The 25,594-nt window shown below is 49.0% G+C and carries 21 protein-coding genes; 14 read left to right on the forward strand and 7 right to left on the reverse strand.

The genetic code is table 11. The features are described 5' to 3' along the window. Positions 1 to 70: 70 nt before the first annotated feature. Positions 71 to 1,219, reverse strand: a complete 1,149-nt coding sequence (gene metK / locus QWF21_RS01310; RefSeq protein ID WP_330086227.1) for a methionine adenosyltransferase — start codon at positions 1,217 to 1,219, stop codon at positions 71 to 73. Positions 1,220 to 1,575: 356 nt separating this feature from the next. Here metK and tkt point away from each other — a divergent pair, with 356 nt between their 5' ends. The 10 genes from tkt to QWF21_RS01360 all read left to right on the forward strand — a co-directional run bounded on the left by tkt (position 1,576) and on the right by QWF21_RS01360 (position 12,258). Next, on the forward strand, positions 1,576 to 3,576 hold the full coding sequence (tkt, locus tag QWF21_RS01315; RefSeq protein WP_330086228.1) for a transketolase: 2,001 nt from the start codon (positions 1,576 to 1,578) through the stop codon (positions 3,574 to 3,576). A gap of 41 nt (positions 3,577 to 3,617) precedes the next feature. Next, complete coding sequence (gene epd, locus QWF21_RS01320; RefSeq protein ID WP_330086229.1) at positions 3,618 to 4,649, forward strand: erythrose-4-phosphate dehydrogenase; 1,032 nt, start codon at positions 3,618 to 3,620, stop codon at positions 4,647 to 4,649. Positions 4,650 to 4,676: 27 nt separating this feature from the next. After that, positions 4,677 to 5,861 (forward strand): phosphoglycerate kinase, encoded by a 1,185-nt coding sequence (locus QWF21_RS01325; protein WP_330086230.1) that lies wholly within the window; start codon positions 4,677 to 4,679, stop codon positions 5,859 to 5,861. Between the two features lie 63 nt (positions 5,862 to 5,924). Continuing rightward, entirely contained in the window at positions 5,925 to 6,962 is a 1,038-nt protein-coding gene (gene fba / locus QWF21_RS01330) for a class II fructose-bisphosphate aldolase (protein ID WP_330086231.1), read from the forward strand. Between the two features lie 328 nt (positions 6,963 to 7,290). Then, complete coding sequence (locus QWF21_RS01335; protein ID WP_330086232.1) at positions 7,291 to 8,049, forward strand: DUF3450 domain-containing protein; 759 nt, start codon at positions 7,291 to 7,293, stop codon at positions 8,047 to 8,049. A 7-nt stretch (positions 8,050 to 8,056) separates the two neighbouring features. Beyond that, entirely contained in the window at positions 8,057 to 9,421 is a 1,365-nt protein-coding gene (locus tag QWF21_RS01340; protein ID WP_330086233.1) for a MotA/TolQ/ExbB proton channel family protein, read from the forward strand. A gap of 2 nt (positions 9,422 to 9,423) precedes the next feature. Further along, complete coding sequence (locus QWF21_RS01345) at positions 9,424 to 9,948, forward strand: MotA/TolQ/ExbB proton channel family protein (protein ID WP_330086402.1); 525 nt, start codon at positions 9,424 to 9,426, stop codon at positions 9,946 to 9,948. A gap of 12 nt (positions 9,949 to 9,960) precedes the next feature. Beyond that, entirely contained in the window at positions 9,961 to 10,359 is a 399-nt protein-coding gene (locus QWF21_RS01350) for an ExbD/TolR family protein (RefSeq protein ID WP_330086234.1), read from the forward strand. Positions 10,360 to 10,363: 4 nt separating this feature from the next. Further along, the gene (locus tag QWF21_RS01355; protein WP_330086235.1) at positions 10,364 to 10,984 is read left to right on the forward strand and encodes an energy transducer TonB; all 621 of its coding nucleotides are present in this window, start codon (positions 10,364 to 10,366) and stop codon (positions 10,982 to 10,984) included. A gap of 2 nt (positions 10,985 to 10,986) precedes the next feature. Then, positions 10,987 to 12,258 carry a tetratricopeptide repeat protein gene (locus QWF21_RS01360; RefSeq protein ID WP_330086236.1) on the forward strand — a complete coding sequence of 424 codons (1,272 nt, stop codon included), beginning with the start codon at positions 10,987 to 10,989 and terminating at the stop codon, positions 12,256 to 12,258. A 67-nt stretch (positions 12,259 to 12,325) separates the two neighbouring features. Here QWF21_RS01360 and prsR read toward each other — a convergent pair whose 3' ends face one another. From prsR to QWF21_RS01375, 3 genes are read right to left on the reverse strand one after another with little or no spacing between them, the layout of a single operon-like run. Then, positions 12,326 to 13,693 (reverse strand): PEP-CTERM-box response regulator transcription factor, encoded by a 1,368-nt coding sequence (gene prsR / locus QWF21_RS01365; protein WP_330086237.1) that lies wholly within the window; start codon positions 13,691 to 13,693, stop codon positions 12,326 to 12,328. Positions 13,694 to 13,716: 23 nt separating this feature from the next. Continuing rightward, positions 13,717 to 15,744, reverse strand: coding sequence for an XrtA/PEP-CTERM system histidine kinase PrsK (gene prsK, locus QWF21_RS01370; RefSeq protein WP_330086238.1), 2,028 nt, complete (start codon positions 15,742 to 15,744; stop codon positions 13,717 to 13,719). A 14-nt stretch (positions 15,745 to 15,758) separates the two neighbouring features. Continuing rightward, the gene (locus QWF21_RS01375) at positions 15,759 to 16,421 is read right to left on the reverse strand and encodes a S1 family peptidase (protein ID WP_330086239.1); all 663 of its coding nucleotides are present in this window, start codon (positions 16,419 to 16,421) and stop codon (positions 15,759 to 15,761) included. 193 nt (positions 16,422 to 16,614) lie between these two features. Here QWF21_RS01375 and QWF21_RS01380 point away from each other — a divergent pair, with 193 nt between their 5' ends. The 3 genes from QWF21_RS01380 to QWF21_RS01390 are packed head-to-tail and all read left to right on the forward strand — an operon-like array spanning position 16,615 to position 19,309. Then, positions 16,615 to 17,457, forward strand: coding sequence for a patatin-like phospholipase family protein (locus QWF21_RS01380; protein ID WP_330086240.1), 843 nt, complete (start codon positions 16,615 to 16,617; stop codon positions 17,455 to 17,457). A 55-nt stretch (positions 17,458 to 17,512) separates the two neighbouring features. Continuing rightward, positions 17,513 to 18,385: a PEP-CTERM/exosortase system-associated acyltransferase gene (locus tag QWF21_RS01385; protein WP_330086241.1), complete on the forward strand. Its 873-nt coding sequence runs from the start codon at positions 17,513 to 17,515 to the stop codon at positions 18,383 to 18,385. 36 nt (positions 18,386 to 18,421) lie between these two features. Beyond that, complete coding sequence (locus QWF21_RS01390; protein WP_330086242.1) at positions 18,422 to 19,309, forward strand: ThiF family adenylyltransferase; 888 nt, start codon at positions 18,422 to 18,424, stop codon at positions 19,307 to 19,309. 144 nt (positions 19,310 to 19,453) lie between these two features. On the opposite strand, the gene QWF21_RS01395 is transcribed toward QWF21_RS01390, so the two are convergent. Next, a complete protein-coding gene (locus QWF21_RS01395; RefSeq protein ID WP_330086243.1) occupies positions 19,454 to 20,344 on the reverse strand; it encodes a PEP-CTERM sorting domain-containing protein in 891 nt (296 codons plus the stop codon). Positions 20,345 to 20,676: 332 nt separating this feature from the next. Between QWF21_RS01395 and QWF21_RS01400 the strand changes: the two genes are divergently transcribed. Further along, positions 20,677 to 21,432, forward strand: a complete 756-nt coding sequence (locus QWF21_RS01400; protein WP_330086403.1) for a PEP-CTERM/exosortase system-associated acyltransferase — start codon at positions 20,677 to 20,679, stop codon at positions 21,430 to 21,432. Between the two features lie 100 nt (positions 21,433 to 21,532). Here QWF21_RS01400 and prsT read toward each other — a convergent pair whose 3' ends face one another. Beyond that, on the reverse strand, positions 21,533 to 24,289 hold the full coding sequence (gene prsT / locus QWF21_RS01405; RefSeq protein ID WP_330086244.1) for an XrtA/PEP-CTERM system TPR-repeat protein PrsT: 2,757 nt from the start codon (positions 24,287 to 24,289) through the stop codon (positions 21,533 to 21,535). A 22-nt stretch (positions 24,290 to 24,311) separates the two neighbouring features. Further along, positions 24,312 to 25,556: a UDP-N-acetyl-D-mannosamine dehydrogenase gene (gene wecC, locus QWF21_RS01410; protein ID WP_330086245.1), complete on the reverse strand. Its 1,245-nt coding sequence runs from the start codon at positions 25,554 to 25,556 to the stop codon at positions 24,312 to 24,314. Between the last annotated feature and the right edge of the window lie 38 nt (positions 25,557 to 25,594).

Below are 25,594 nucleotides of genomic sequence, written 5' to 3' on the forward strand. Positions count from 1 at the left end.
TGTACCTTTACTGGTACTGAAGCCAGAAAAAAGGAGAGCCTGAGCTCTCCTTAAGTGTGTTTATACGGGCTTATTTGGCGTATTGACGTAGCGCTTCAGCTTTGTTGGTTTGCTCCCATGGGAACTCATCGCGACCAAAGTGACCATAGGCTGCGGTTGGCAGGTAAATAGGACGCTCTAGTTGCAGCATATCAATCAGGCCGTATGGGCGCAGATCAAAATGCTCACGGATTAAACCAATCAACTGACTTTCTTCCAGCTTGCTGGTGCCAAAGGTTTCAACACTGATGGAGGTAGGTTCGGCCACCCCAATGGCATAAGATACCTGAATTTCACAGCGATCGGCCAAACCTGCAGCTACAATATTTTTTGCCACATAACGGGCTGCGTAAGCCGCCGAGCGATCTACCTTGGATGGATCTTTACCAGAGAAAGCACCACCGCCGTGACGAGCCATGCCGCCATAGGTATCGACAATGATTTTACGGCCAGTCAGACCACAGTCGCCCATGGGACCACCAATTACAAAACGGCCGGTTGGGTTAATGAAAAACTTGGTGTTGCTGGTGAGCCACTCGCCAGGCAGTACCGGTTTGATGATTTCTTCCATCACGGCTTCGCGCAGATCGTCGGTGCTGATGGTATCGCAATGCTGGGTGGATAATACCACCGCATCAATACCTACCGGCTTGCCATCTTCATAGATAAAGCTGAGCTGAGATTTAGCATCCGGGCGTAACCAGGGCAGGGTACCATTCTTACGCACCTGTGCCTGGCGCTGCACCAGACGATGCGAATAGGTGATTGGCGCTGGCATCAGCACGTCGGTTTCGTTGCTGGCGTAGCCAAACATCAGGCCCTGATCGCCGGCACCTTGTTCTTTTGGATCGGCGCGATCAACCCCCTGATTGATATCCGGTGATTGCTTACCAATAGCATTGAGTACAGCACAGGAGTCGGCATCAAAGCCCATATCGGAATGCACATAACCAATTTCGCGTACAGTTTTGCGGGTCAGTTCTTCAATATCGACCCAGGCGCTGGTACTGATTTCACCACCCACCAGCACCATACCGGTTTTAACGAAAGTTTCGCAGGCAACCCGCGCTTTTGGATCTTGTGCCAGAATGGCATCCAGCACCGCATCAGAGATCTGATCGGCGATTTTATCCGGATGCCCTTCGGATACGGATTCAGAAGTAAAGATATGTTGTGCCATGGGCCTGTTATCCATCAAAAAGTTAAATACAAAGCGCCCGCTGCAAAGGAGTTCTCCAGTGCGGGTGCCGAGTTATAACGGCTATTTTAGTGAAATCGATCAGTCTTGGCTAGGAAAAATTGACGGCCAGACGTCTTTGACGCTGTATTGGCAGGCACAGGATTGACGTTGAAGGAGCGTTTTAACGGCCAGGGGTGTGATTTAAATTTGCCATTGGCCGATGGCTGGGCGAAAATACGCAGCACAAAAAGCAGGGCAGTCAGACCCTGTTGCATACTCACGGTATAACAGCACTACTCAGAGTGATGGTTTTGCCATGACTCAAGTCAATTTTTACCAACTACCCAGGAGTTAGCATGCCTTCTCGTAAACAACTCGCCAACGCTATTCGTGCGCTTAGCATGGATGCGGTTCAAAAAGCCAATTCAGGCCATCCGGGTGCCCCTATGGGCATGGCGGATATTGCTGAAGTGCTGTGGCGTGATTTCTTAAAGCACAATCCAGAGAATCCAAATTGGGCTGATCGTGATCGTTTTGTGCTGTCGAACGGCCATGGCTCCATGTTGCTGTATTCGTTGTTGCATTTATCAGGTTACGAGCTTGGCATTGACGATTTAAAACAATTCCGACAGTTGCATTCTAAAACACCCGGTCACCCGGAGTATGGCTACGCTCCTGGCGTAGAAACCACCACAGGCCCGCTTGGTCAGGGCATTACCAATGCGGTGGGCATGGCCATTGCGGAGAAATCGCTGGCGGCCCAGTTTAACCGGCCAGGCCATGATTTGGTCGATCACTTTACTTATGTGTTCCTGGGCGATGGCTGTCTGATGGAAGGTATATCGCACGAAGCTTGCTCGCTGGCCGGCACTTTAGCCTTGGGTAAACTGATTGCCTTCTGGGACGACAATGGTATTTCCATTGATGGCGAAGTCGAAGGTTGGTTTACTGACGATACGCCAGCACGCTTCAAAGCCTATGGCTGGCAGGTGATTGAGTCGGTGGATGGCCATGACGCGGCTGCGGTCAAAGCCGCCATTGAACAGGCGCAGGCTGAAACCGGCAAACCAACCCTTATTTGCTGCAAAACCGTAATTGGTTATGGTGCACCGAATAAAGGCGGCAGCCATGATTGCCACGGTGCGCCACTGGGCGATGCTGAAATTGCTGCCAGCCGCGAATTTTTGCAATGGCCGCATGCGCCTTTTGAAATTCCGGCCGATATTTACGCCGAATGGGATGCAAAAGCCAAAGGTCAGTTAGCAGAACAAAGCTGGCAACAAAAACTGGCTGCTTACCGCGCTGCTCATCCTGAATTAGCCGCTGAGTTTGAGCGTCGTACCAGTGGCGAGCTGCCTGCCAACTGGACCGAGCAAAGTGCTGCTTACATCGAACAACTGCAAGCGAACCCAGCGAACGTTGCAACACGCAAAGCGTCGCAAAATGCGCTGAATGCCTTTGGTCCTTTATTGCCTGAATTTATGGGTGGATCGGCCGATTTGGCCGGCTCCAACCTGACCATTTGGTCAGGTTCAAAGCCACTAACGCACAATGATGCCAGTGGCAACTACATTTATTACGGTGTGCGCGAATTTGGCATGTCGGCCATTATGAATGGTATTGCGTTGCATGGTGGCTTTGTGCCGTACGGTGCTACCTTCTTAATGTTTATGGAATACGCCCGTAACGCGGTGCGGATGGCTGCGCTGATGAAGCAGCGAGTGATCTTTGTGTACACCCACGACTCCATTGGTTTGGGCGAAGATGGCCCGACTCACCAGCCGGTGGAGCAATTGGCGGCACTGCGTGCCACGCCAAACCTGATGAACTGGCGTCCATGCGACCAGGTCGAATCCGCCGTTGCCTGGCAAGCGGCCATTGAACGCACGGAAGGCCCAACCAGCTTGATCTTTACCCGTCAGGGCTTACCACAGCAAGAGCGCAATACAGAGCAACTGGCAGCGATTCGCCGGGGTGGTTATGTGTTGCTGGATTGTGCAGGTACACCGGAACTTATCCTGATGGCGACCGGCTCAGAGGTGCAACTGGCGATGAGTACTGCGCAGCAACTGCAGCAAGAAGGCCGCAAGGTACGAGTGGTATCGATGCCATCGACGGATGTATTTGATGCGCAGGATGCCAGCTACCGCGAGCAGGTACTGCCGGCTGCTGTCAGCCGTCGTATCGCCGTAGAGGCGGGTATTATGGATGGCTGGTACAAGTACGTGGGTTTGAACGGCAAAGTCATTGGCATGACCGGCTTCGGTGAGTCGGCGCCTGCCGAGCAGTTGTTTGCTTACTTTGGCATCACCAGTGACAAGGTGCTGGCTGCTGCCCGCGAACTATTGACCCAGTGATAAAACAAGGACAGCCCGGGCTGTCCTTTTTTCTAAGGAGCATGAAACGGATGCCCAGTGTGCAAGAACCTATTCGTGTTGCTATCAATGGCTTCGGTCGTATTGGCCGTAACATTGTCCGTGCGTTGTACGAATCGGGTCGGCAAGATATTCAGGTGGTAGCCATCAATGAGCTGGCCGATGCCAAAGGGGTGGCACATCTATTAAAGTACGACACCTCACATGGTCGCTTTGCTGCTGTGGTCGAGCGGGTGGAGCAGGGCATCAGTGTGAATGGCGATGTGATCAAGCTCTTTGCCGAAGCGGATCCTTCTGAACTGCCCTGGCAAGAGCTGGGCATTGATGTGGTGCTGGAGTGCACCGGAGTGTTTCATTCCAGGCAGCATGCCAGCTGGCATCTGGAAGCCGGTGCCAAAAAGGTGCTGTTTTCACATCCGGCCGATGCCGATGTTGACGCTACGGTGATTTTTGGTATCAATCAGCAACACCTGACGCCAGCGATGCAGATCGTTTCCAATGGTTCCTGCACCACCAATTGTGTGGTGCCGGTGTTGCAACTGCTGGACGATGCCTATGGCATTGAAAGTGGCACCATCACCACCATCCATGCGTCGATGCATGATCAACAGGTGATCGATGCTTACCATACCGATTTACGCCGCACCAGAGCGGCCAGTCAATCCATCATTCCGGTCGATACCAAGTTAGCGCTCGGCATTGAGCGTATTTTGCCGCAATTGGCCGGGCGCTTTGAAGCCATTGCTGTGCGGGTGCCAACGGTCAATGTCACGGCGATGGATGTCAGTCTTACCTTGCATCAGGATGTAAACCCAGCCGCAATCAATCAGGTGTTGCAACGCGCCGGCAAGGCGCAGCTGGCCGGTATTTTGGATTACACCGAAGAGCCATTGGTGTCGGTGGATTTTAATCACAATGCACACTCCTGCATCGTTGATGGCTCCCTGACCCGGGTCAGTCACAAACGGCTGGTAAAGTGTTTGCTATGGTGTGACAACGAATGGGGCTTTGCCCATCGGATGCTGGATACAGCCAGAGCCATGATGGCCTGCTAAGACAATTTATTTCATAGGGAGAAACAGATGACAGTGATACAGATGACCAAGCTGGATCTTGCCGGCAAGCGAGTGCTGATCCGGGAAGACTTGAATGTACCGGTGAAAGACGGTGCCGTGACGTCTGATGCTCGTTTAAGAGCGGCGTTACCCACCATTGAACTGGCCTTAGCCCAAGGGGCTGCTGTGATGGTGATGTCACATCTGGGCCGGCCGGAAGAAGGCGTTTACAGTGAAGAGGCTTCGATGCAGCCGGTGGTGGCCTGGTTGCAACAAGCTCTGACGGTTCCGGTACGTTTAGCGCGCGATTATCTGGACGGAGTGGATGCCAAGCCAGGCGAGCTGGTGGTATTTGAAAACGTCCGCTTTAACGCCGGTGAGAAGAAAAACGATGATGCACTGGCACAAAAGCTGGCGGCATTGTGCGATATCTTTGTGATGGATGCCTTTGGCACGGCGCACCGGGCTCAGGCTTCTACCCATGGCGTTGCCAAATATGCGCCTGTTGCTTGTGCCGGCCCTTTGCTGGCGAACGAACTGGATGCCCTGGCTAAAGCGCTGCAAAATCCAAAACGGCCGCTGGTTGCCATTGTTGGTGGCTCTAAGGTGTCGACCAAACTCACTGTGCTGGAATCATTATCTGGCGTGGTCGATCAACTGATTGTTGGCGGTGGTATTGCCAATACTTTTATTGCCGCCTCAGGCCATGGTGTTGGCAAGTCCTTGTGTGAAGATGAGTTGATTCCGGAAGCCAAACGCTTGATGGCTGCAGCAGAGAAGCGAGGTGCCAGCATCCCGGTTCCATCGGATGTGAAAACCGGCAAAGCATTTAGTGCCGATACAGCCGCAGAACTGAAAGCCGTGAATGAGATTGCCAGCGATGATATGGTATTTGATATCGGGCCCGTGACTACAGCTGCTTTGGTTAAGTTGCTGAAAAATGCCGGCACCATTGTCTGGAATGGCCCGGTGGGTGTATTTGAGTTCGATCAGTTTGCCGCTGGAACCGAAGCCATTGCTAAAGCCATTGCTGATAGCCCGGCATTTTCTATTGCTGGCGGTGGTGATACCTTAGCTGCCATTGATAAATACGGCATTGCGGACAGAATTTCGTACATTTCGACTGGTGGTGGTGCTTTCCTGGAATTCCTGGAAGGCAAAACCCTGCCAGCAGTCGCTATACTGGAAGAACGGGCGCGGTCAGCGCTTTAAAACATTACAACCATAAGCTCAAAGAGCATTGATAACTTTGTACCCTAACAGAGAGAGGATCTCATGGCACTTATTTCATTACGTCAGATGCTGGATCATGCTGCAGAGCATGGTTATGGAGTACCAGCATTTAATGTCAACAATCTGGAGCAAATGCGCGCTATTATGCTGGCTGCGGATCAAACCGATAGCCCGGTCATTGTGCAGGCATCTGCCGGGGCGCGTAAATACGCTGGTGCGCCTTTTCTGCGTCACCTGATCCTGGCAGCGGTGGAAGAGTTTCCCCATATCCCGGTGGTAATGCATCAGGATCATGGCACCTCGATGGCTGTGTGCCAGCGCTCTATCCAGCTGGGTTTTTCATCTGTAATGATGGATGGCTCCTTGGGTGAAGATGGCAAAACACCGATGGATTACGACTACAACGTTGCGGTTACCAAGAGTGTGGTCGATATTGCCCATGCCTGTGGTGTTTCCGTCGAGGGCGAACTGGGCTGTTTAGGCTCATTGGAAACCGGCACTGCCGGTGAGGAAGACGGCATTGGCGCGGAAGGGGTACTCACCCACGAGCAAATGCTGACCGATCCGGATGAAGCCTTTGAGTTTGTGAAAGCCACCGGTGTGGATGCCTTGGCCATTGCCTGTGGCACCTCGCATGGTGCTTACAAGTTCAGCCGGCCGCCAACAGGCGATATTCTTGCCATCGATCGGATCAAAGCTATTCATGCCAAAATTCCCAATACCCATCTGGTAATGCATGGTTCGTCGTCGGTGCCGCAAGAGTGGCTGAAAGTCATCAACGAGTTTGGTGGTGAGATCCCGGAAACCTACGGTGTACCGGTTGAGCAGATCCTTGAAGGTATCAAGCACGGTGTTCGCAAAGTGAATATCGATACCGATCTGCGTCTGGCATCTACCGGAGCGATTCGGCGCTTTTTGGCGCAGCATCCGGCTGAGTTTGACCCTCGCAAATTCCTGCAGGTATCCACCAAAGCCATGACCGAGATTTGCGTGGCTCGTTATGAAGCTTTTGGTACTGCAGGAAACGCCAGCAAGCTCAAGCCCATCAGTTTGGAAAAGATGGTGGACTTCTACAATTAAATAGTAGGTCGCTGCTTTTTTGCTCGTTTAATTTAATAAAGTTTGACAATAAAAAAAGCAGAGCTTTAACAGCGCATAAATGACGCTAAAAGCTGCATAAATAAGCACTGTTTGAATTCATGCCAAAGCCCGTTGTCGTATTGACAATGGGCTTTTTAGCTGCAATGATGCAGTTGGTTTACCCTCTAACCAGGGCTCTCTATTCGTGGTCGATGCAATGGCTTGAAGTGCTTACTGCCATTGACTGTAGGGTAGTATGAGATAAGCCCTAAAACTCCAGGTTACGTTAATCAGCAATTATTGGTTGGGAACTATGCTTAACAATAAAATGAGTAAAAGTCTTATCGCATCGGCTTTTGCCGGTGTCTTCGCCTTTTCCGGCGGAGCGATGGCGAATTCCGGCTTAGAGCAAATTCATCAGGAAAATAGCCAGATCGTCCGTGAAGCAGTGCGGTCACAGGAACGCATCAACACCATCTACGAACAAACCCAAGAGTTGCTTGGCCAATATCGTCAAGTCGTTGATCAAACCGATAGCCTGAAAGTATACAATGACTTCCTGCAGACTCTGGTCAATGATCAACAGCGTCAAATCAACTCCATCCAACGTCAAATCGATACCCTTGAAGATACCCGCCGTGGCACGGTACCTTTGATGTTTAAAATGATTGATGCGTTGGAAGAATTCGTTAAAAACGATATTCCGCTTCGCACTGAGCGCCGTATGGAGCGTGTTGAGCGCTTACGTGATTCCATGGCCCGCTCTGATGTGCAATTGTCTGAGCAGTACCGCCAGATTATGGAAGCTTACAGCATTGAGGCCGGTTACGGTTCTGAGCTAGCTTCATTCCAGGGTACTCTGAACCTGGCTGGCAATGAACTGACGGTGGATTATGTTCACCTGGGGCGTCTGGCTCTGATGGCGATGTCACTGGATGGCAACAATGCCTGGCACTGGAACCGTCAAACCAACAGCTGGGATAAACTGCCAGATAGTTATTTAAATGGTGTTAGCGATTTCATCAAAATGGCGCGCCGGGAAATTAACCCTGATATGGCACGCGTACCACTAATCGCAGCGGAGTAAGACGAACATGAGAACCTTATTTAAATCACTAATCGTTGCTGTTGCGGTAACTGCTACTGCCAGCCTGGCATTCAATGTTTCTGCCAGCACCAAGCTGGATGAAATTCTCGAGCAAGTGAAGCGCGAGCGTCAACTGGAAGGCCGTGTTAATCAGCAGCGTGAGCAAGCTTTTATCAATGCCCGTCAAGATCAACAACGTCTGCTCAATGAAGCGCGTCGTGAGCTGGCTAACCAGGAAGCTCGCGGTGAGCGTTTGCAAAAAGAATATGCCGATAACGATATTTTGATTGCGCAAAAAGAACAGGAACTGATCGCTGCTCAGGGTACCCTGGGTGAGTTGTTTGGTATGGTGCGTGGTAGTGCCAGCAATGCCATTGGTCTGGTATCCAGCTCTATCATCAGTGCACAATACCCAGGCCGTGATGAGCCATTGCGTGGTCTGGCGGCAGCAACTGAATTACCTACCATTTCAGAAATGGAAGACCTGTGGGTAGCATTGCTGACCGAGATGGTCGAGTCGGCAAAAATTGCCAGCTTTGATGCGGAAGTTGTGAACCTGGAAGGTGGTAGCTCGACGCAACGTGTTACACGTTTCGGTGCTTTCCATGTGACTACAGATCGTGACTATCTGTATTTCAATACCGACACCAACCAGCTACAACCTTTAGGTCGTGCTCCTATTTCACGTGTACACAACTCAGTATCTGATTTCCACAGTGCCCGTGCCGGTAACCTGACCAACCTGTTTGTTGACCCAACCAAAGGCAACAGCATTTTGCGTTTGAACCAGCAACGCGCGACTTTGTCTGAATACTACCACCAGGGTAAAACTGTTGGTTACCTCATCACTGTTTTACTGGTAATTGGCCTGCTGATTGCGATTGAGCGTTTTGTCGTGTTGACTCTGGTCGGTGGTAAGATCCGTACTCAGTTGAAGAACCTGTCTAATCCGTCTGATGGCAACCCGTTGGGCCGTATCCTGAAGGTATACCACAGCAACAAAACTGCAGATGTGGAAAACCTGGAGCTGAAACTGGACGAAGCCATTCTGCGTGAAACACCAAAAGTTGAGCGTGGTATTGGTATGATCAAGTTGTTCGCAGCAGTAGCACCTTTGATGGGTCTATTGGGTACTGTTATCGGTATGATTATGACGTTCCAAACCATCACGCTGTACGGTACTGGTGACCCGAAACTGATGGCAGGTGATATCTCTCTGGCTTTGGTGACCACTGCACTTGGCTTGATCGCGGCATTGCCACTGATCTTCGCTCATAGCATTGTTGCTTCAAAAGCTAAGTCTGTACTTCACGTTCTGGATGAGCAAAGCGCAGGTATCATTGCTGCTCATGCGGAGAAGGAGAAAGCCTAATGATGCTCCAGCTGATTGAGCTGTGGGAATCGGTACAGGATTTTATTCATACCGGGGGCAATGTCTTGTACATTGTCGCCCTGGTGCTCTTCATCATGTGGTTTCTGATGTTAGAGCGCTACTGGTATCTGAAAGCGGTGTTTCCAAAGGAAAAGAAAGCCATTATTTCCCGTTGGGATGCGCGCGAGGACACCACCTCCTGGTATGCTCATAAAATCCGTGATACCTGGATTTCTGAAGCTACAACAAAAATTGACCAGAATATGCTGCTGATAAAGACACTGGTCGCTATGTGTCCGTTGATTGGACTGCTTGGGACTGTAACCGGGATGATCTCCGTCTTTGACGTGATGGCCACTCAGGGCACAGGTAACCCAAGAACCATGGCGTCTGGTATCTCCATGGCGACTATCCCGACGATGTCAGGAATGGTGGCTGCACTTTCCGGGGTCTTTTTCAGCTCGCGGTTAGAGATCAGAGCAAAGCGGGAAAAAGCAAGCTTGATTGATAGCTTACCGCATCATTAAAGAGAGATTTTTATGGCACGTAAACGTATTCGTGAAGACGATGAGGCCCAAATCGACATTACGCCGATGATGGATATCGTTTTCATTATGTTGATCTTCTTTATCGTGACTACTTCCTTCGTCAAGGAAGCGGGTATTGATGTCAATAAACCTGAGTCGACTCAGGCAGAGCAAAGACCAAGTGCAACCATCTTTATTGCCATTCGTCCGAATGGTGAGATCTGGATGGATCGCCGGATGGTTGATGTAGAGCGGGTTGCTGCGAACATCGAACGTCTGGTAGCTGAGTCGCCGACTGATACCATCATCATTCAGGCAGACAAAGAAACCCAGCATGGTCGGGTAATGGAAGTCATGGATCAAATCAAAGCGGCAGGTGATTACATCATCACAATCGCCGGGGAGCAGTGATACTATGGCACGTTTACTAACATCGCTATTTCTTGGTGCTGTGGTAACGTTTCTATTGTTCTTGTTGATGGCGACCCTGGTCAAAGGGACCGGGGAGCGTCGTGATAACGAGCAAGAGCGGATTGTTGTAGAAATTAATACCACGCCGCCGGATCAGGATGTGCAGGTACGGCGACCACCACCGCCGCCACCGCCACCACCACCGGCACAACCGCCACAAACGCCACAGACGCCACCGGATCAAACTGATGTGTCTGGAGCCGTTGGCTTTAATATGCCTGGCATCGATCTAGGTGGTGCTACCGGTGGTATTGGTGACCCTTCAGGTTCATTGATGCGTGATGGTGATGCACAGCCTATCGTCCGGATTGAACCTCGTTACCCAGTGCAAGCGGCTCGTGATGGTTTGCAAGGGTGGGTTCGTTTAAGCTTTAGCATTATGGAAGACGGTAGTGTCGATAATGTCGAAGTAATTGAAGCGGAGCCTCGCCGGGTATTTGACCGTGAAGCCATTCGTGCACTTCGTCGTTGGCGCTACCAACCTAAGATTGTTGATGGTCGTCCACAGCAGCAGCATGGTCTGCAGGTACAGTTGGACTTTTCACTTGATATGGCCGGAGGTTGATGATGACTAAGTTAACAAAACTCAGCTCAGCTCTGGCAATCGCTCTTGCACTGACGGCAGGCTCATTCTATGTTCCGGCCAGTCTGGCAGAAACTGCTGCACAACAGCAACAGCGTATTCAGGAGCGTAAAGATCGTCGCAGTCAGGTCGTCAGTGAGCGCACAGGCCGTTCGGTCTCGAATGCTTTTGATCTGTACCAGGAAGACAAAACTGCCGAAGCTTTGAGAGTCTTGCTCGATACCAGAACCAGTTCTGATTTCGACCGGGCTTTCGTTGATCGCTATATCGGCCAGTTGTACATTGGTGAAGATAATCAAAAAGCGTTGGAGTACCTGCAACGGGCCGCAAAGCCGGATATTTTAAGCTTTAATGATCAGGCTGGTTTGCTTGAGACCATTGCTCAATTGCATTTGCAGAATGAGGCTTATCAGCAAGCAATTGATGCGTACCAGCAATGGATGCATTTTACTGGGGAAGAAAAACACGATGTCTATTTCCGGATGGCTGCCGCTTATCAGCAACTGGAACAATATGGCAATGTGATCAGCCCGATCAATCGTGCAATTGCGTTGTCTGATGTACCTCGTGAAAACTACTACACGCTAAAGTTTGCCGCTTTATTTGAAGGGCAGCGTATTCCTGAGGCAACGGCAGTGCTGGAAGAAATGGTAACATTGTTTCCAGACAGCGGTCAGTGGTGGTTCTTCCTGGGTAATACCTATCAGTTGCAGGAAGATTTTCAAAAATCTCTTTCTGTGTTAAGGGTAGCGAATATCCAGGGCTTTCTTGAATCCCGTTCTCATTTTCAAATGTACGGTCAGATGTTTGCAAACAACGAAATGCCATACAAGGCAGCCTCATTGTTTGAAGAGAAAATGAAAGCCGGTGTTATTCCAGAGAATCGCCAGATTTTGTTGGCAACTGCCAGTAACTATCAGGCAGCTCGTGAATATGCAAAAGCGGCTGAGTTTTATGGCCGTTTGGGGCAGCTCGAGAACGATGCAGAAGCATACCGTCGTCAAGGCGAAGCTTTGCTGAATATTCAGCGTTATCGTAATGCGATCACTGCGTTTAATCGTGCTCTGGAGTTAAATGTAGAAAATACAGCTCGGGTGCATATGAGCTTGGTTAATGCCCATTTTTATCTGGAGCAGTATCCGCAAGCTTTGGCATCGGCACAACAAGCCCGTCGTGATGCTTCATTAGCACGGCAGGCCCGTAGCTGGGAAGATTACATTCGCGAAAAAGCCAAGCAAAAAGGTGTAAACCTATAACCTTTTGCTTTTGAATAAAAAACCCGCCAAATGGCGGGTTTTTTATTCAGCACAAGCAGGGTTGTGGTTAGTGCTCATTATTAGTTTCGCTGTTGCGTAGATCAAGCATCCGGTACTTATCGATCAATGAATACAGGGTCGGGCGGGTGACCCCAAGTAAGTCGGCTGTTTTGGACAGATTGCCGTTACTCAAAGCATAAGCTTCCCGAATGGCTTGTGTTTCGGCATCTTCCCGCACTTTGCGCAGTGTTCTTGGGGCCAGGTCTTCTGTCGATGGTAATAGCCCTAGGTCGCTTGCAGTAATTTGTTTGCTGTCGGCCAGAATGACGGCAGATTTCAGCTTATTCTGCAGCTCGCGGATATTGCCAGGCCAACGGTGGCTAAGCAGTGCCTGAATGGCATCTTCCGACAACGAGTGGACCTGGGTTTTAAACTCCTGGTTGAATTTATGCAGCAAGGCTTTGGCGATGATCACCACGTCCTGGCCACGGTCCCGTAATGGCGGAATAAACAGGGTCATTTCACTGATACGGTAATAGAGATCTTCCCGGAAAGTTTGCTCAGCTACCATTTCTGCCAGATTACGATGGGTTGCGCAAATCACCCGTACATCCACTTCGATTACCTGCCGGCCACCAAGGCGCTCGATAACCCGTTCTTGTAAAAAACGCAACATCTTTGCTTGCAGGCTTAGTGGCATATCACCAATTTCATCCAGCAGTAAAGTACCGCCATTGGCACACTCAATTTTTCCCAGTGTGGTCTTATTGGCGCCGGTAAAGGCTCCTTTTTCATAGCCAAAGAGCTCACTTTCCAGCAAGTTTTCAGGGATTGAAGCACAGTTAATAGCAATAAAAGGTTTTTCAGCGCGAGGACTTTGTTTGTGAATGCTGCGTGCAAATACTTCTTTACCAGTACCACTTTCTCCCTGCAATAAGGTAGTAATTTCAGTTGGGGCAATCTTTTCTACCATGCGACAAGCTTTTAAGATGCTATCGCTGTTGCCAATAATATCCTGTTGATGCAGCCCGGAATGCCGCAAGTAACGATTCTCTTGTTCCAGCGTACTTAGTTTAAAGGCTCTGGCCAGGATCACATTCAGTACATCGGGATCGATGGGTTTCTGGTAATAATCGTAAGCACCCAGATTCACTGCTTTTAATGCGTGCTCTTTGTCGGTATTGCCGGTGATAATAATGACTTTGCAGTCAGGGTGTATTGCCAGGATATCGGTTAGACAGGCTAACCCTTCACTGGCATTGCTGGGATCGGGCGGTAAGCCAAGATCAAGGGTTACCACAGCCGGTTCGTAGCGGCGCACCTGAGTTAACGCTGAGCTTCGATCTTCAGCAAATACCAACTCGTAATCGGGCAGGCTCCATTTTAGTTGTTTTTGAATACCGAGATCATCTTCGACGATTAACAGTGTTTTCATTGCACAATCCTTGTCTTTATTACCTAGTAGTTTAATGGAAGTCGCATGGTAAAGGTAGTCCCCAAGCCGACCTCACTCTGTACTTCCAGAGCACCACCCGATTGCTGGGCAAATACCAAGGCATCGTAAGCACCTATGCCCATGCCGGCATTGCCCTTGGTCGAGTCAAAAGGCTTAAATAATCGTTGCTGAATAAAGTCAGGGCTCATACCGCAGCCCGTATCCGTGATAGTAAGAACGAGGAAGTCCCGTTTCTGACTTAGCTCAATGCTGACACTGCCATTCTCTGGGGTTGCATATTGTGCATTATCAATCAGATGAAATAACACATTGGCAAAGCGCTCTTTATCCAGTCTAATTGAAACCGGAGCATGTTCTGCCAGGGTTGGAATAGGATGTTGGCCCTGACAGCGATTATGAATTAACTGCTGAATCAGCTCACCTACTTCAAAACGTGAGTCTGTCTCATCCGTTCGCTCTTTATTCATTAGTTGGGCCAGCATTTTATCCATTCGGCGCTTGCTGGCGGCTATGGTCTCGAAAGCGTCTTCAATAAATTCCGGGTTGTCTTTGTGCCGCTCGGCGTTTTTCTGCAATAAACCAAGCTGTGCGGTAATATTCTTCAAGTCGTGGACCACAAAGGCAGACATCCGGCTAAAGGCTGCAAATTGGGCATTTTCCATCAGTTGCTTGGTGGCCTCAAGTAAAAACAAATAACTGGCAATTTGCTCGGTCACTGCTATCAGGTAATCCTTTAATTCCCAGTTTAGTTTTAGTTGTAGGTTTGCTTCGGCATTCAACAGGCAAAGTCCCCACAAACCATCTTTTGCCCGGATAGGAATAATGAGTTGTGTATCAATGTTTGCTGCAGACAGCTTCATCGCTTGAACAAAGGGATCATGGGCTTGCTGTAAATCAATGATCCAGTTGCTGTGCTGATGATCGCGGATATAGCCGTCTATGATACGGTACTCTTCAGCCGTTAACTCCGGTCGATTTATGCGGGCCAGAGCTCGAGGCTGAGGATCCAACCGTAATAAGATCCCCCGGGTATAACCGATAGCTTGTAGCCATGCTTGCAGAGTTTCCTGATGCACCTTGTCGTTATTGACATCGATTTGCCGTAGCCGATGGGTAAGCTCCAGCCATTTGACCCGATAGTCAAACGTATTTTCAAAGAAGTGTTTCTCAATAAACACCCGCAGTTTTCGTCGCACGCCATCGGACAGCACCAGAGCTGTCAGTAAGGCAAATCCCAGTACAATAAATATTGCTTGTAGTAACTCGGACCAGGCACCACCGCTGTAACGAATATAAAAGCCTGCCAGTGCCAGTAAACACAGGTAAGCGCCTGCACCAAATACTAATGAGCTTTGCAGCACGATATCCCGTGAAATATACACCCGGATATTCCAGGCTTTAATGCGACGCACAGCAATAACCAGCATAGGCAGCATCAGCAATTGGATAAAGCTTCGGGCTGACCAGAGTTGAGCATCTACCTGACGGAACAGGCTGCCCTCCGCCAGCAACACAAAATCAAACAGTATAACGACGCCCAGTGCAATGATCAGAGGCTTAAATTGCCAGCGAGCTTCGCCCGATCGCCGGTACAAAGCCTCTAACAAAGCCAGTACAAAAATACATATCAGTAATTGGCCGCTCAACAACAAATGCAGTGGCAGGATTTCTAGCTGAGCCAGAAGGGTCCAACTAATAAGCAGCAGACAACTTAGCCAAACCACTTTCCGCTGAAAAAAGGTGGCAAGTAAAGCGTGGGTGTTGTGCAAGGCTGCGTAGAGAAATAAAATCAGTAACAGCAGCCGGCTGTTTTCCAGCCAGATAGACCAGCTTGATTGGTAAGGGGCATGCGCCGCCAGAGCGTAAACCAAGGCCCAGCAGACTGTGACCAGGGTATAGCCAATCAGCAATGTTCTGGGTACATTGCGTGCTTTGACGGATAGCAATAACGCGAAAAAGAACAAATATCCGGCAGCGGTCAGGCTAAAGCCAATTTTATCCAGCGCCAGCTGACTCCAGAACTCCTGCATAAGCAACCCGCTGCTCAGGGCTGTTGCAGCAATTGCCGGACATACTGCACCGGAATGGCGTAACTGATCCCGCTGGGATCGCTCAGAACGGCTTCTCTGGTTGACTTTACATGCACCATATTGATCACACCAATCACCTCACCGGTATCCTGATGGATCAGCGGGCTGCCACTGTTGCCCGGGTAGGCAGTCGCATCCAATTGATAAACCAAATATGGCTCCCGTAACTGCCGCAGAGCCTGAATATGCAAATCACGAGAGTTATCTGCAGGGATAGCTACAGGCGTGACGGCAGATATAATCCCCTGATGCGTTGCCGGATAAATCCCTAACACGCTCGATATGGGGAAACCGGTGAAAGCAATGCGGCTGCCCTCTGGTTGCAATGCATCGCTGGCAAGCTTCAGAGCAGGTAAGGCTTGTTCTATTTCCATAATTGCCAGATCGTACTGTGGGGCATTGCGCCGGCTTACCATGCGATGCATGGTGATATCGCGCGCAGAGCCGGAAATGACAACGTACTCTTCGCGACGTGACTCATCCAAGGTTCTGCCAATCACATGATAGTTCGTGACTACCTGTTTACCATTACCCACCACAAAGCCTGTGCCAATAAAGTTGACTCTGGGGGAGGCTGTTGGATTATGAATGGCGATGGCAACAACCGAGGGTTTCACTTGAGGTATGAGGTCAACTAACTGCGAAGCTTGAAGCGAGCAGCTAATAAAAAAAATCCCAACGAGCAGCAAACGCATTTTTATCATCCTTGGTCTAAACTGGTTATGCAGATACACAGTGAACAGTGTATCCCATTGTGTCACTTTTGCCCAAAGAGACCAACATTATTCATCACCAAGTCAGGATGTCAGCATGCTGGTACAGCCGTTAGAGCGTGAAATTGTGCCCATTTTTTCTGGTGGAGGTACCCGCCTTTGTTGCTACATTGGCATTCTGATGGCTTTAAAAGAGATGCGATTGCATTTTAATCATTTAGTAGGGGTTTCTGGTGGCAGCATCGTAGCCGCCTTGTATGCTGCCGGTTGGAAGCTGGATGCCATCAAAGTGCTGGCCATGGACACCGATTTCCGTCAATTTAAAGAAATCTCTTTCTGGTCGCTGCTTCGGACCGGAGGCTTGTCTGATGGCAATCGCTTCGAAAAGTGGCTGGATGAAAAACTGGCAGGCAGAACCTTCGCAGATCTGGAGCTGGATCTGCATGTGCTTGCCACTGATATTAACGGTGGTGGTCCTGTGGTATTTAACAAAGCACTGACGCCAGCTCTTAAAGTATCCCAGGCGATTCGTTATTCCATGTCGATACCTCTGCTGTTCTCTTTTAAAGATTTCCAACATCATGTGATGGCCGATGGTGTGATCTTGTCTGAAGATGCGCTGCATAAAGATTGGTCTGGCCGTCATGTCCCGGTAATTTGCTTTCGTTTAAAAAGCGATGCTGAGGAAAAACCGGTCCAGAAGAATAGACTTTTCCCAATCGTTTCGTACATTAATATGCTAATCCAAACCTTTATGAATGCTGTGTCCAGAGAGTATGTACACGCCGAGTACTGGCACAGTACCGTACTGATCAATACGGGTGATGTTTCATCGGTCGACTTTAGTTTATCGTTGGAAACCAAGCTGCATTTGCTACGACTTGGCTACCAGACTACGATGGATGTTATTCCTGTAAAATTAAACTGGCTTCGGCAATAAACTCAGGCCATACTTAGATGAATCCTAACTGAATGCAAAACACAAATTACGGACAATGAAAAAGTTAAAGAGCCTGGCGGACAAGCCTGTGATTGGTGGGGTGGTGAAAAAAGCGATGGCATCATTAGCAAGTAATGATGCTAAAGTCATTTCACGGCATTTTTCGCAGTATTTAAAGCCACAAATAGCTACCACGGACGAACTGAAGCACGAAGTGTATCAGCTACGGCATCAGGTGTATTGCGAAGAGCTTCATTTTGAGGATATTAAAGACAGCTATGAGGAGTGTGACGAGTTTGATGATCGTGCGGTACACTGCTTTATACGTCACCTGAGCTCGAAAAAAATGGCCGGTACCGTCCGCTTAATCACTACTCAGGATCAACACCAACCTTTACCTCTGGAAAAGTTTTGCAGCCATGCGATTGATCATCCAGAACTAGCACCCTCGTGTTTTCCTCGTGATTCTATTTGTGAAATGTCGAGACTTGCTGTGCCTGAGGGGTTTCGAAAGCGTGCCATTGATAAATTTAAAGGCGCTGCAACCGGTGCTATTAACGAGCAGGTTTTCTCCGAAACTGAACTGCGTTGTTTCCCTTACATTGCGATTTGTCTGTACATGGCGGCGACGGCCATGGCCATTCGCAGTAAACGCCACCATGTTTTTGTGATGATGGAGCCAAGGCTGGCCAGAAGCTTGACCTTCGTTGGCATTAAATTTCAATCCATCGGCAAGTTGATTGAGTTTCATGGCAAGCGGGCGCCTTATTACATTGATGCGCGTGAATTGCCTAATACGCTTAGTAGTGGTTATGTCAAGCTACTGGAGTCGGTGGAACATGACTTAATTCAGAGTGGGGGAATGCCGGGTACGCTCAATCAGCCGGAGGGGGATTTGGCTTTAGGCTGGCGGTTATCGCCTTCGTGAAGGCTTCGTTTCGTGTGAACGAATAAAGAGGACTCTATGTTTAACTATCAGGAAGCATTTTCCCGCAATATAGGCTGGGTGACACAGCAAGAGCAGGAGCAATTACGTCAGTCCAAAGTTGCTATTGGTGGATTGGGAGGCGTTGGTGGCGATCATGCGATTGTTTGTGCGCGGCTAGGTATTGGCAGCTTCCATATTTCCGATTTAGATCACTACGATATCGCCAATTTTAATCGTCAGGCCGGAGCCTGCATGGCAACCGTTGGTCGTGCTAAAGCGGAGGTAATGGAAGAAACGTTGCGTGGTATTAACCCTGATGCCCAGATTAAGAACTTTACTTCGGGTGTAACGGATGACAACTTAGAAGATTTTCTTGATGGTGTGGATGTATACATTGATAGCCTTGATATTTTTGCACTGGAGATACGCCGTAAAGTTTTCCGACGTTGCTACGAAAAAGGCATTCCAGCGATCACTGCCGCCCCTATGGGGATGGGAACATCCATGTTGGTGTTCAGGCCTGGCGGTATGAGCTTTGATGATTACTTTCATATTCAGGATCCTCAACCCGGTGATAGTCAGCAGCGCAAGGACGAGATTTTCCGTGATAATATTATTCGCTTTGTGATCGGGGTGTCGCCATCGTTGCAGCAGCGCCACTATTTGGTTGAGCGCTCCTCAGTCAACTTCCTGCGTAAAAAGGTCCCTTCTACTTGTATGGGCATTTCGCTTGCTGCTGGTGTGCTTTGCACCAATGTATTAAAGCTGTTGCTACAGCGTGGTGATGTGATCTATGCACCTCGTGGTTTGCACTTTGATGCGTATCGAAATAAGTTAATTAAAACCTGGCGCCCAGGGGGTAACAGGAACCCACTGCAAAAGTTTATGTTCCGTACCTTGAAACGTTTGGTTAGTCACGACTAACTCTGTCTACAGTTGCTTGCCAGTTATTTGTAAGTCTATCCATCAGATGTTTATTGCGATGCCATTTTGTATTACCTGGCATCTTGCTAATAAAAAACCCCGCACTGCGGGGTTTTATAGTCACCATGAAATGGAGTTTAATCGTTAAGCGCGGCGCTTCATGCGACCACGGAAACCCATACCCAATAAACCCAAGCCTAAGATGGCCAGTGAGGTAGGCTCTGGTACAGAGAAAGAGACACGACCACTGTGGGTTGCTTTTGCCAAAGTGAAGGTGGTGCCATCATAACCAATCACATTTGGCAGGGCCTGAGTGTTTTGGTCTACAATGAAGCGGAACATTTCAGCCATACCAGCCAGGAACTGATCATCGTAAATGTCAGAGAAGCTGGTATTGGCACCCTGGTAGTCGGTCCAGAAGATGCTGCCTGCATCGACACCATTGATTTGATCGGTTTTGTTAAAGTTATCCAGGTAGCCCTGAATGATGGTGCCGTTACCAATATCACCACCAAAAGTAACGTTCATATCGAACACCTGAGTGTAGCAACTCAGGCTGGCACTGCCGATGCAGCCACCTAAGTCAGTGGTCACGAACATGGAGATGGTACCAGAGTTCCAGTTTACACTGCCATCGCCCTGAACTGTACCTACCAGATCATTGAAACCAAAAGCTAGGTTCCATGAGTTCAGGTAGTTGTTGTTGCTTGGGCCAATAGGACCGGTTTGAACTGGCAATAACGAGGTGAACATGTTATTGCTGAAGTCTGAACCAAAGTTAAAGCCACTACCCAGCAAACCGCCGGTAGAGGTAATGACATCACCTGCATCAATGGTGCCGTTGCCGTTACTATCGACGACAGTTGACCAAGAGTTGTATGCAAACTGCAGCTCGTCCAGCCAACCAGTGGTGGTGGCACCATTGGCAGTATTGGCATTGCCGCCGTAATCTACATTCATATCAAGAAAGAAGGGGGTTGCTGCGGCAGAGGTGCTGACCAGAGCAGCTAAACCTAAAGCTATTTTTAATTTCATGGTGTTCTCCTGAACAAATTAGTTATCCGAACTTCATTGATAACAATGCATGCACTGTGCCAATATTTAATTGCTTGATTTTGCTGCAGTATTATAGGGTTTGGGGTGGGAGGTGTAAAAAAATTAGACGTTTTAAGCAACCATCAAAAGTGTTTTTTTATAGATAGCTTTAGGTTATATTGTGACCTCTTATAAAAGTAGCGCAACAAGAAACCTCAGGGAAGAGACTGATTTGGTACCTAACGGGCCGATAAGGTGCTTTGGCTTTATGCATGGTGCCGGTGCAGCGAGTTATTCAGCGGGTACGTACGGAATTCTTTGAGGGGTAAGTTATTAGCAACTTCTTTGATTGCTTTGAGCTGGTGTTGGCAACGACACCTGCATTAAAGCGTGAGGTCTACAAAGTGCGCTATCAAGTGTACTGCGATGAGCTTGGCTATGAAGATAAAAGCCAGTTTTTGCAGCCACTGGAGCGTGATCGCTTTGACCCGCACTCGCAGCACTTTTTGATTCGCCACAAGCGCACTGGTCTTGCTGCTGGTACTGCCCGATGTGTTGTGCCCTTTGATATGTTTGGGCATAAACAACCCTTACCATCGGAACTGTTTTGTCGGCACGCATTGGATCCAAGCGTGATCACAGCCATGGGCTTGCGACGTGGTGACTATGCTGAGGTATCCCGTATTGCGATTCCTGCTGTATTTAGACGGTGTATTCCTGTTGACCATCCGATGAACCTGGAACAACGAGTTTGTCATTTCAGCCCAGAGGAACGGGTAAACTTTCCTCACATTGCTACCTGCCTGTATTTCGCTTTGGCCGCTTTTTATCAACAGTGTGATGCCATTCAATCCATGATAGCGATGATGGAGCCCAGATTAATGAAGCATCTGAACCGGGCTGGGATCTATTTTCAGCCAGCTGGACAGCTGATTGATTACCATGGCTCGCGGCAGGCCTTTATATTGTATAAAGACGATTTACTTACAAACATTAAGCCGCTGTTCAAGCCTTTCTTTGAAAGAGTGCGTAAAATTGTTGATGCTGAACTGGCATCAGAAACTCCACTGGCTCTTGAGATTGCTTAAATCGTAGAAACCGCGCTGACTGACTGCAAAACTACACCATGCTGGCTGGAAGAGGAAAAGGGCCAAGCGGCCCTTTTCCTAATACGTAAAGGGTAAATGATTACTGCAGTTGTTGCTGCAATTGTGACTTACGTTCAATGATGGTTGGATCCTCACTTTGTACTTGCGATAGTACATCGCGTGCCTTGCTGGCCTGATTGGTTTTGCCCAGCGCTTCTGCATAATTAAGCATTACTTCGGCATGAGCTGGCCGAAGATCCAAAGAACGCTCAAATTGAGCCAGAGCTTTTTCGGGTTGGTTCAATTTCATCAATATTTTACCGTAAGTATCTATGATATCCGGATGGTTTGGAACCAACTCCATAGCGCGTTCAGCATAGGGTTTTGCTTCGGCTGGTTGATTATTTTCACTGAGCAACCAGGCATAATTGTTCAGGGCTACTACGTTATTCGGCTCAGTCTGCAATAACTGGTGATACATTGCTTTTGAACGCTCTGCATCTGTTTTTAACAGCAGAGTGGCGTAATAAGTATCCAATCCCTGATCAGAGCCGTGTTGATCCATGTGTTGCTGTAAAAAAGACACGGCCTGTTGCTCTGATTGCAGTGCAACGATATTAAGCGCAATAAATACAGCTGTTTCATGGGTAGGCGTTGCTGCATAACTGTTTTGAAAGGCTTGCAGTGAGGCGGGGCGATCACCTTTCATCAGGAGCAGCCTGCCTTTGACGAACTGGAGTTGTGGGCTCTGTGCTGTTGCCGACGGTAGGTTATTGATCACTGCGATAGCTTGATCCAGCCGGTCCAGCTGGGCCAGTAAGGTAATTTGTGCGACGACCAGGGAGGGATGCCCCGGATGATCAACCAGCAAGCGGTTTAACAGTTCCAGTGCAGACTCGCGCTCATTATTTAGTGCCAACGCGTTGGCATAAGCGTAGCCAGCCTGAGCATTGCCTGGTTGTTGGCGGTGCCAGCGCTCAGCCAGTCGGACAGCAGCAGACAAGTTGCCTTGTTGTTGCTGTGATTCGATCAAAATTAAATGATGCAGGGCAGGGATATCCTGGCTTTGAATCGAGGCACCTTCAAGGATGCGAATAACATCCTGAAAATTTCGTTGATCATGAGCCACACGAGCCCGCAATAAACGGACTGGGTAGATGTTTTCACTTTGTGCAAATAACCGCTCTATACGCCGGGTGGCATCGGTCGTGTCTTGACGCGCCCTGCTAATGGCATAGTACTGCTCTAATCCTGCCAGGTATTCCGGATATTCATCCAGCATGGTTCTTAGTTGTTGCTGCGCCTGTTCAAGGTTGCCTTCCTGCACCCGGACCATCGCCTGGAGCAAGGAGGAGAAGGGGTTCAATGGCTTCACCGCCAGAGCTTTGCCTGAGCGAGCTAAGGATTCATCAAAACGTTGTTGCAGGAATAACGCATAGGCTTGCAGGTTATAACCCGCAACCTGCATTTCTTCATCCTCAAGCCACTGCTCAGCTAGCTCAGATGCTTTGTCAAAGTCACCTTGCTGCAGGTAGGTCATGGCTAACACCAGACGTGTCTGGTTCACCGATGGATCCAGTGTCAGAGCTTGCTCCAGATCGCGAATGCCAGCCTCGCGTTGTCCGTCAATGCCAAGTTTTATGGTACCCAATGTGGTTAAGCTGGCTGCATCGCGTGCTGAGTGTTGCTCGTATTGGCTGATTAAGTCTTGCGCCGAATCTGTCGCACCTTTTCGTACCAGTTCAAAAGCGGTATTGGCAATCAGTTGCAGGTTTTGTTCTTCCTCAGGCAAGCTGGCTAAGATCCTGCGCGCTTCTTCGGTTTCGCCAACACGCAACTGCAAAACAGCATACAAGCGCTGCGCATCTGGCACCGAATGCAGCTGATCACGAATGGGCGTCAGAAAGTTCAGTGCTTGAGACTCCAGGCCAAGACGCACGGAGGATAGGGCAGCAATAATACGGGCTCTGCTACTTATTTGTGGTGAACGAATGGCTTTTTCACTTTGCTCTTTGGCTGCGGCAAAGTCTTCACGTTGAAAACTGATAATACTCTGTAAATAGTTGGCCATCGGTTGTTCAGGGAAAATACGCAAAATACTCTTCAGGTGCTGTTCTCCTTCGGCAAACTGACCATCCCGGACATAAGCCTGGGCCAGCAATAAGCGAGCAAGGTGAGCGGTAGGCGTGCGCTCAGTATAGTGCTTCAGGTGGGTAATGGCCGATAAAATATCATTGCTGGCGAGGTGGATTTTACCTTGCAGGTATAGCGCTTCGGCATACAGCTCACTGCTATCATCAATAGCCAACAGTTGGGTCAGCGCCTGCTCTGCCTCCTCCGCCGCCAGCTTTAGATGGGCGTTAGCAAAAGCAGCAATATCGGCATAGGTCGAGCCGGATAGCTGCTCAAAATGCAATAAACCAGCTGGCGAGTCTCCTAACTCGACTTCAGATAAAGCTCGGAAGCTGTCGAGTAAGCCCCGGGTGCGAGCAGATAATTCGTGGTTCTCCGCTAATAGCTCTATGGCCGCCGGATAATTGCCTACCAAATAATGAGTATGCATTAAATCAAAAGCGACTTCTTCTGCCGGAGCGCCATAGCGCAGTGCCCGTTCCAGTTCACGCTCTGCACTGGCGACATCACCGCTAAGTAGTAATGCCTGGCCAAGAGCTAAGCGGAAGCGGTAATTATCCGGGTCTTGTTGAATAGCTGAGCGTAGCTCGATGATGGCTGCGCTGTACTGATGGCTGGCAATGTAGTTTTGTGCATCCAGGTAATGTTCTGCACTGTCTTTTTTGCTGCAAGCAGTAAGTACGGCCAGCAGTGCCAGACTTGGGATTAACCTTGTTGTTTTCATTGTGTTCTCCTTTGGGAGGCAGTTATCCGAACAAGCCTCTGGTATCAATAACGACTTTGGCCGCTACATCGCCAGGTTTTAACGACTTAAATTGTTTGTGATCGACCAATACTACCAGAATGTGTGCACGCTCTAACGCTTCATGCAGGCTCACTACTTGTTGGCTAAATTTCTGGTAGTGTTTGGGCAATGAGTGGATATTCGGTTCGACCCATAAAACCTCACCAACTTGTTGTTCAGTGAGCTCAATTGCAATATCCAAAGCCGGGCTTTCACGTAAATCATCAATATCGGCTTTAAAAGCAAGGCCCAGGCAAGCAATCACTGGTTTTTTAAATTCATCAGCGGCTTTTTTCACCCGGTTTATCACATAGTGTGGTTTCGTATCATTCACTTCACGAGCTAATCGAATCATTTTTGCTTGTTCTGGTGCTGAATCGACTATGAACCAGGGATCTACCGCAATACAGTGCCCACCGACTCCTGGGCCGGGAGCTAGGATATTCACCCTAGGGTGGCGGTTTGCCAATTGAATAAGATCCCAGACATTTATTTTTAGTTGATCACAGATCATGGATAACTCATTGGCGAAGGCAATATTGACATCGCGAAATGAGTTTTCTGTTAGTTTTGCCATCTCAGCAGTACGGGCATCCGTCAGTAAGCATTCCCCTCGAACAAAAAGCTGATAGAGTGCCATGGCCTGCTGTGCACAACGGTCACTGATACCGCCAATGATACGATCATTACTTACCAGTTCTTGCAGTACTCTGCCAGGCAGCACTCGCTCAGGACAATGTGCAATGGCTACATCCGATTGATCTGCATTCTGATGTGGCATGGTGAGATCCGGCCGCAGATCGGCTAGCCATTGCGATATTTTTTCTGTTGTCCCCACCGGGGATGTAGACTCCAGTATCACCAAATTGCCTTTTTCAATAAAAGGTGCAATGCTTTGTACTGCCGCTTCTATGTAGCTTAAATCTGGTTTCTTATCGCCTTTAAAGGGGGTCGGTACTGCAATCATAAAGACATCAGCTGCTTCAGGAGTGGTGGCAGCGCGCAGTTTGCCGGTCGATACTGCAGCTTGAACCAACATATCCAGATCAGGCTCAACAATATGAATTTTGCCTTGATTAATGGTATCAACAGCATGTTGGGAAATGTCTACACCGTGGACTTGTACGCCTCTCGATGCAATGACAGCAGCAGTAGGTAGTCCGATGTAACCTAAGCCGATAACTGCCACTTTCGAAACTAACTGCATGATACTGCTCCTTAAAATTATTCTTAACGATGATACGT

Source organism: Alkalimonas mucilaginosa (genome assembly GCF_036327005.1).
GTDB classification, from domain to species: domain Bacteria; phylum Pseudomonadota; class Gammaproteobacteria; order Enterobacterales; family Alteromonadaceae; genus Alkalimonas; species Alkalimonas mucilaginosa.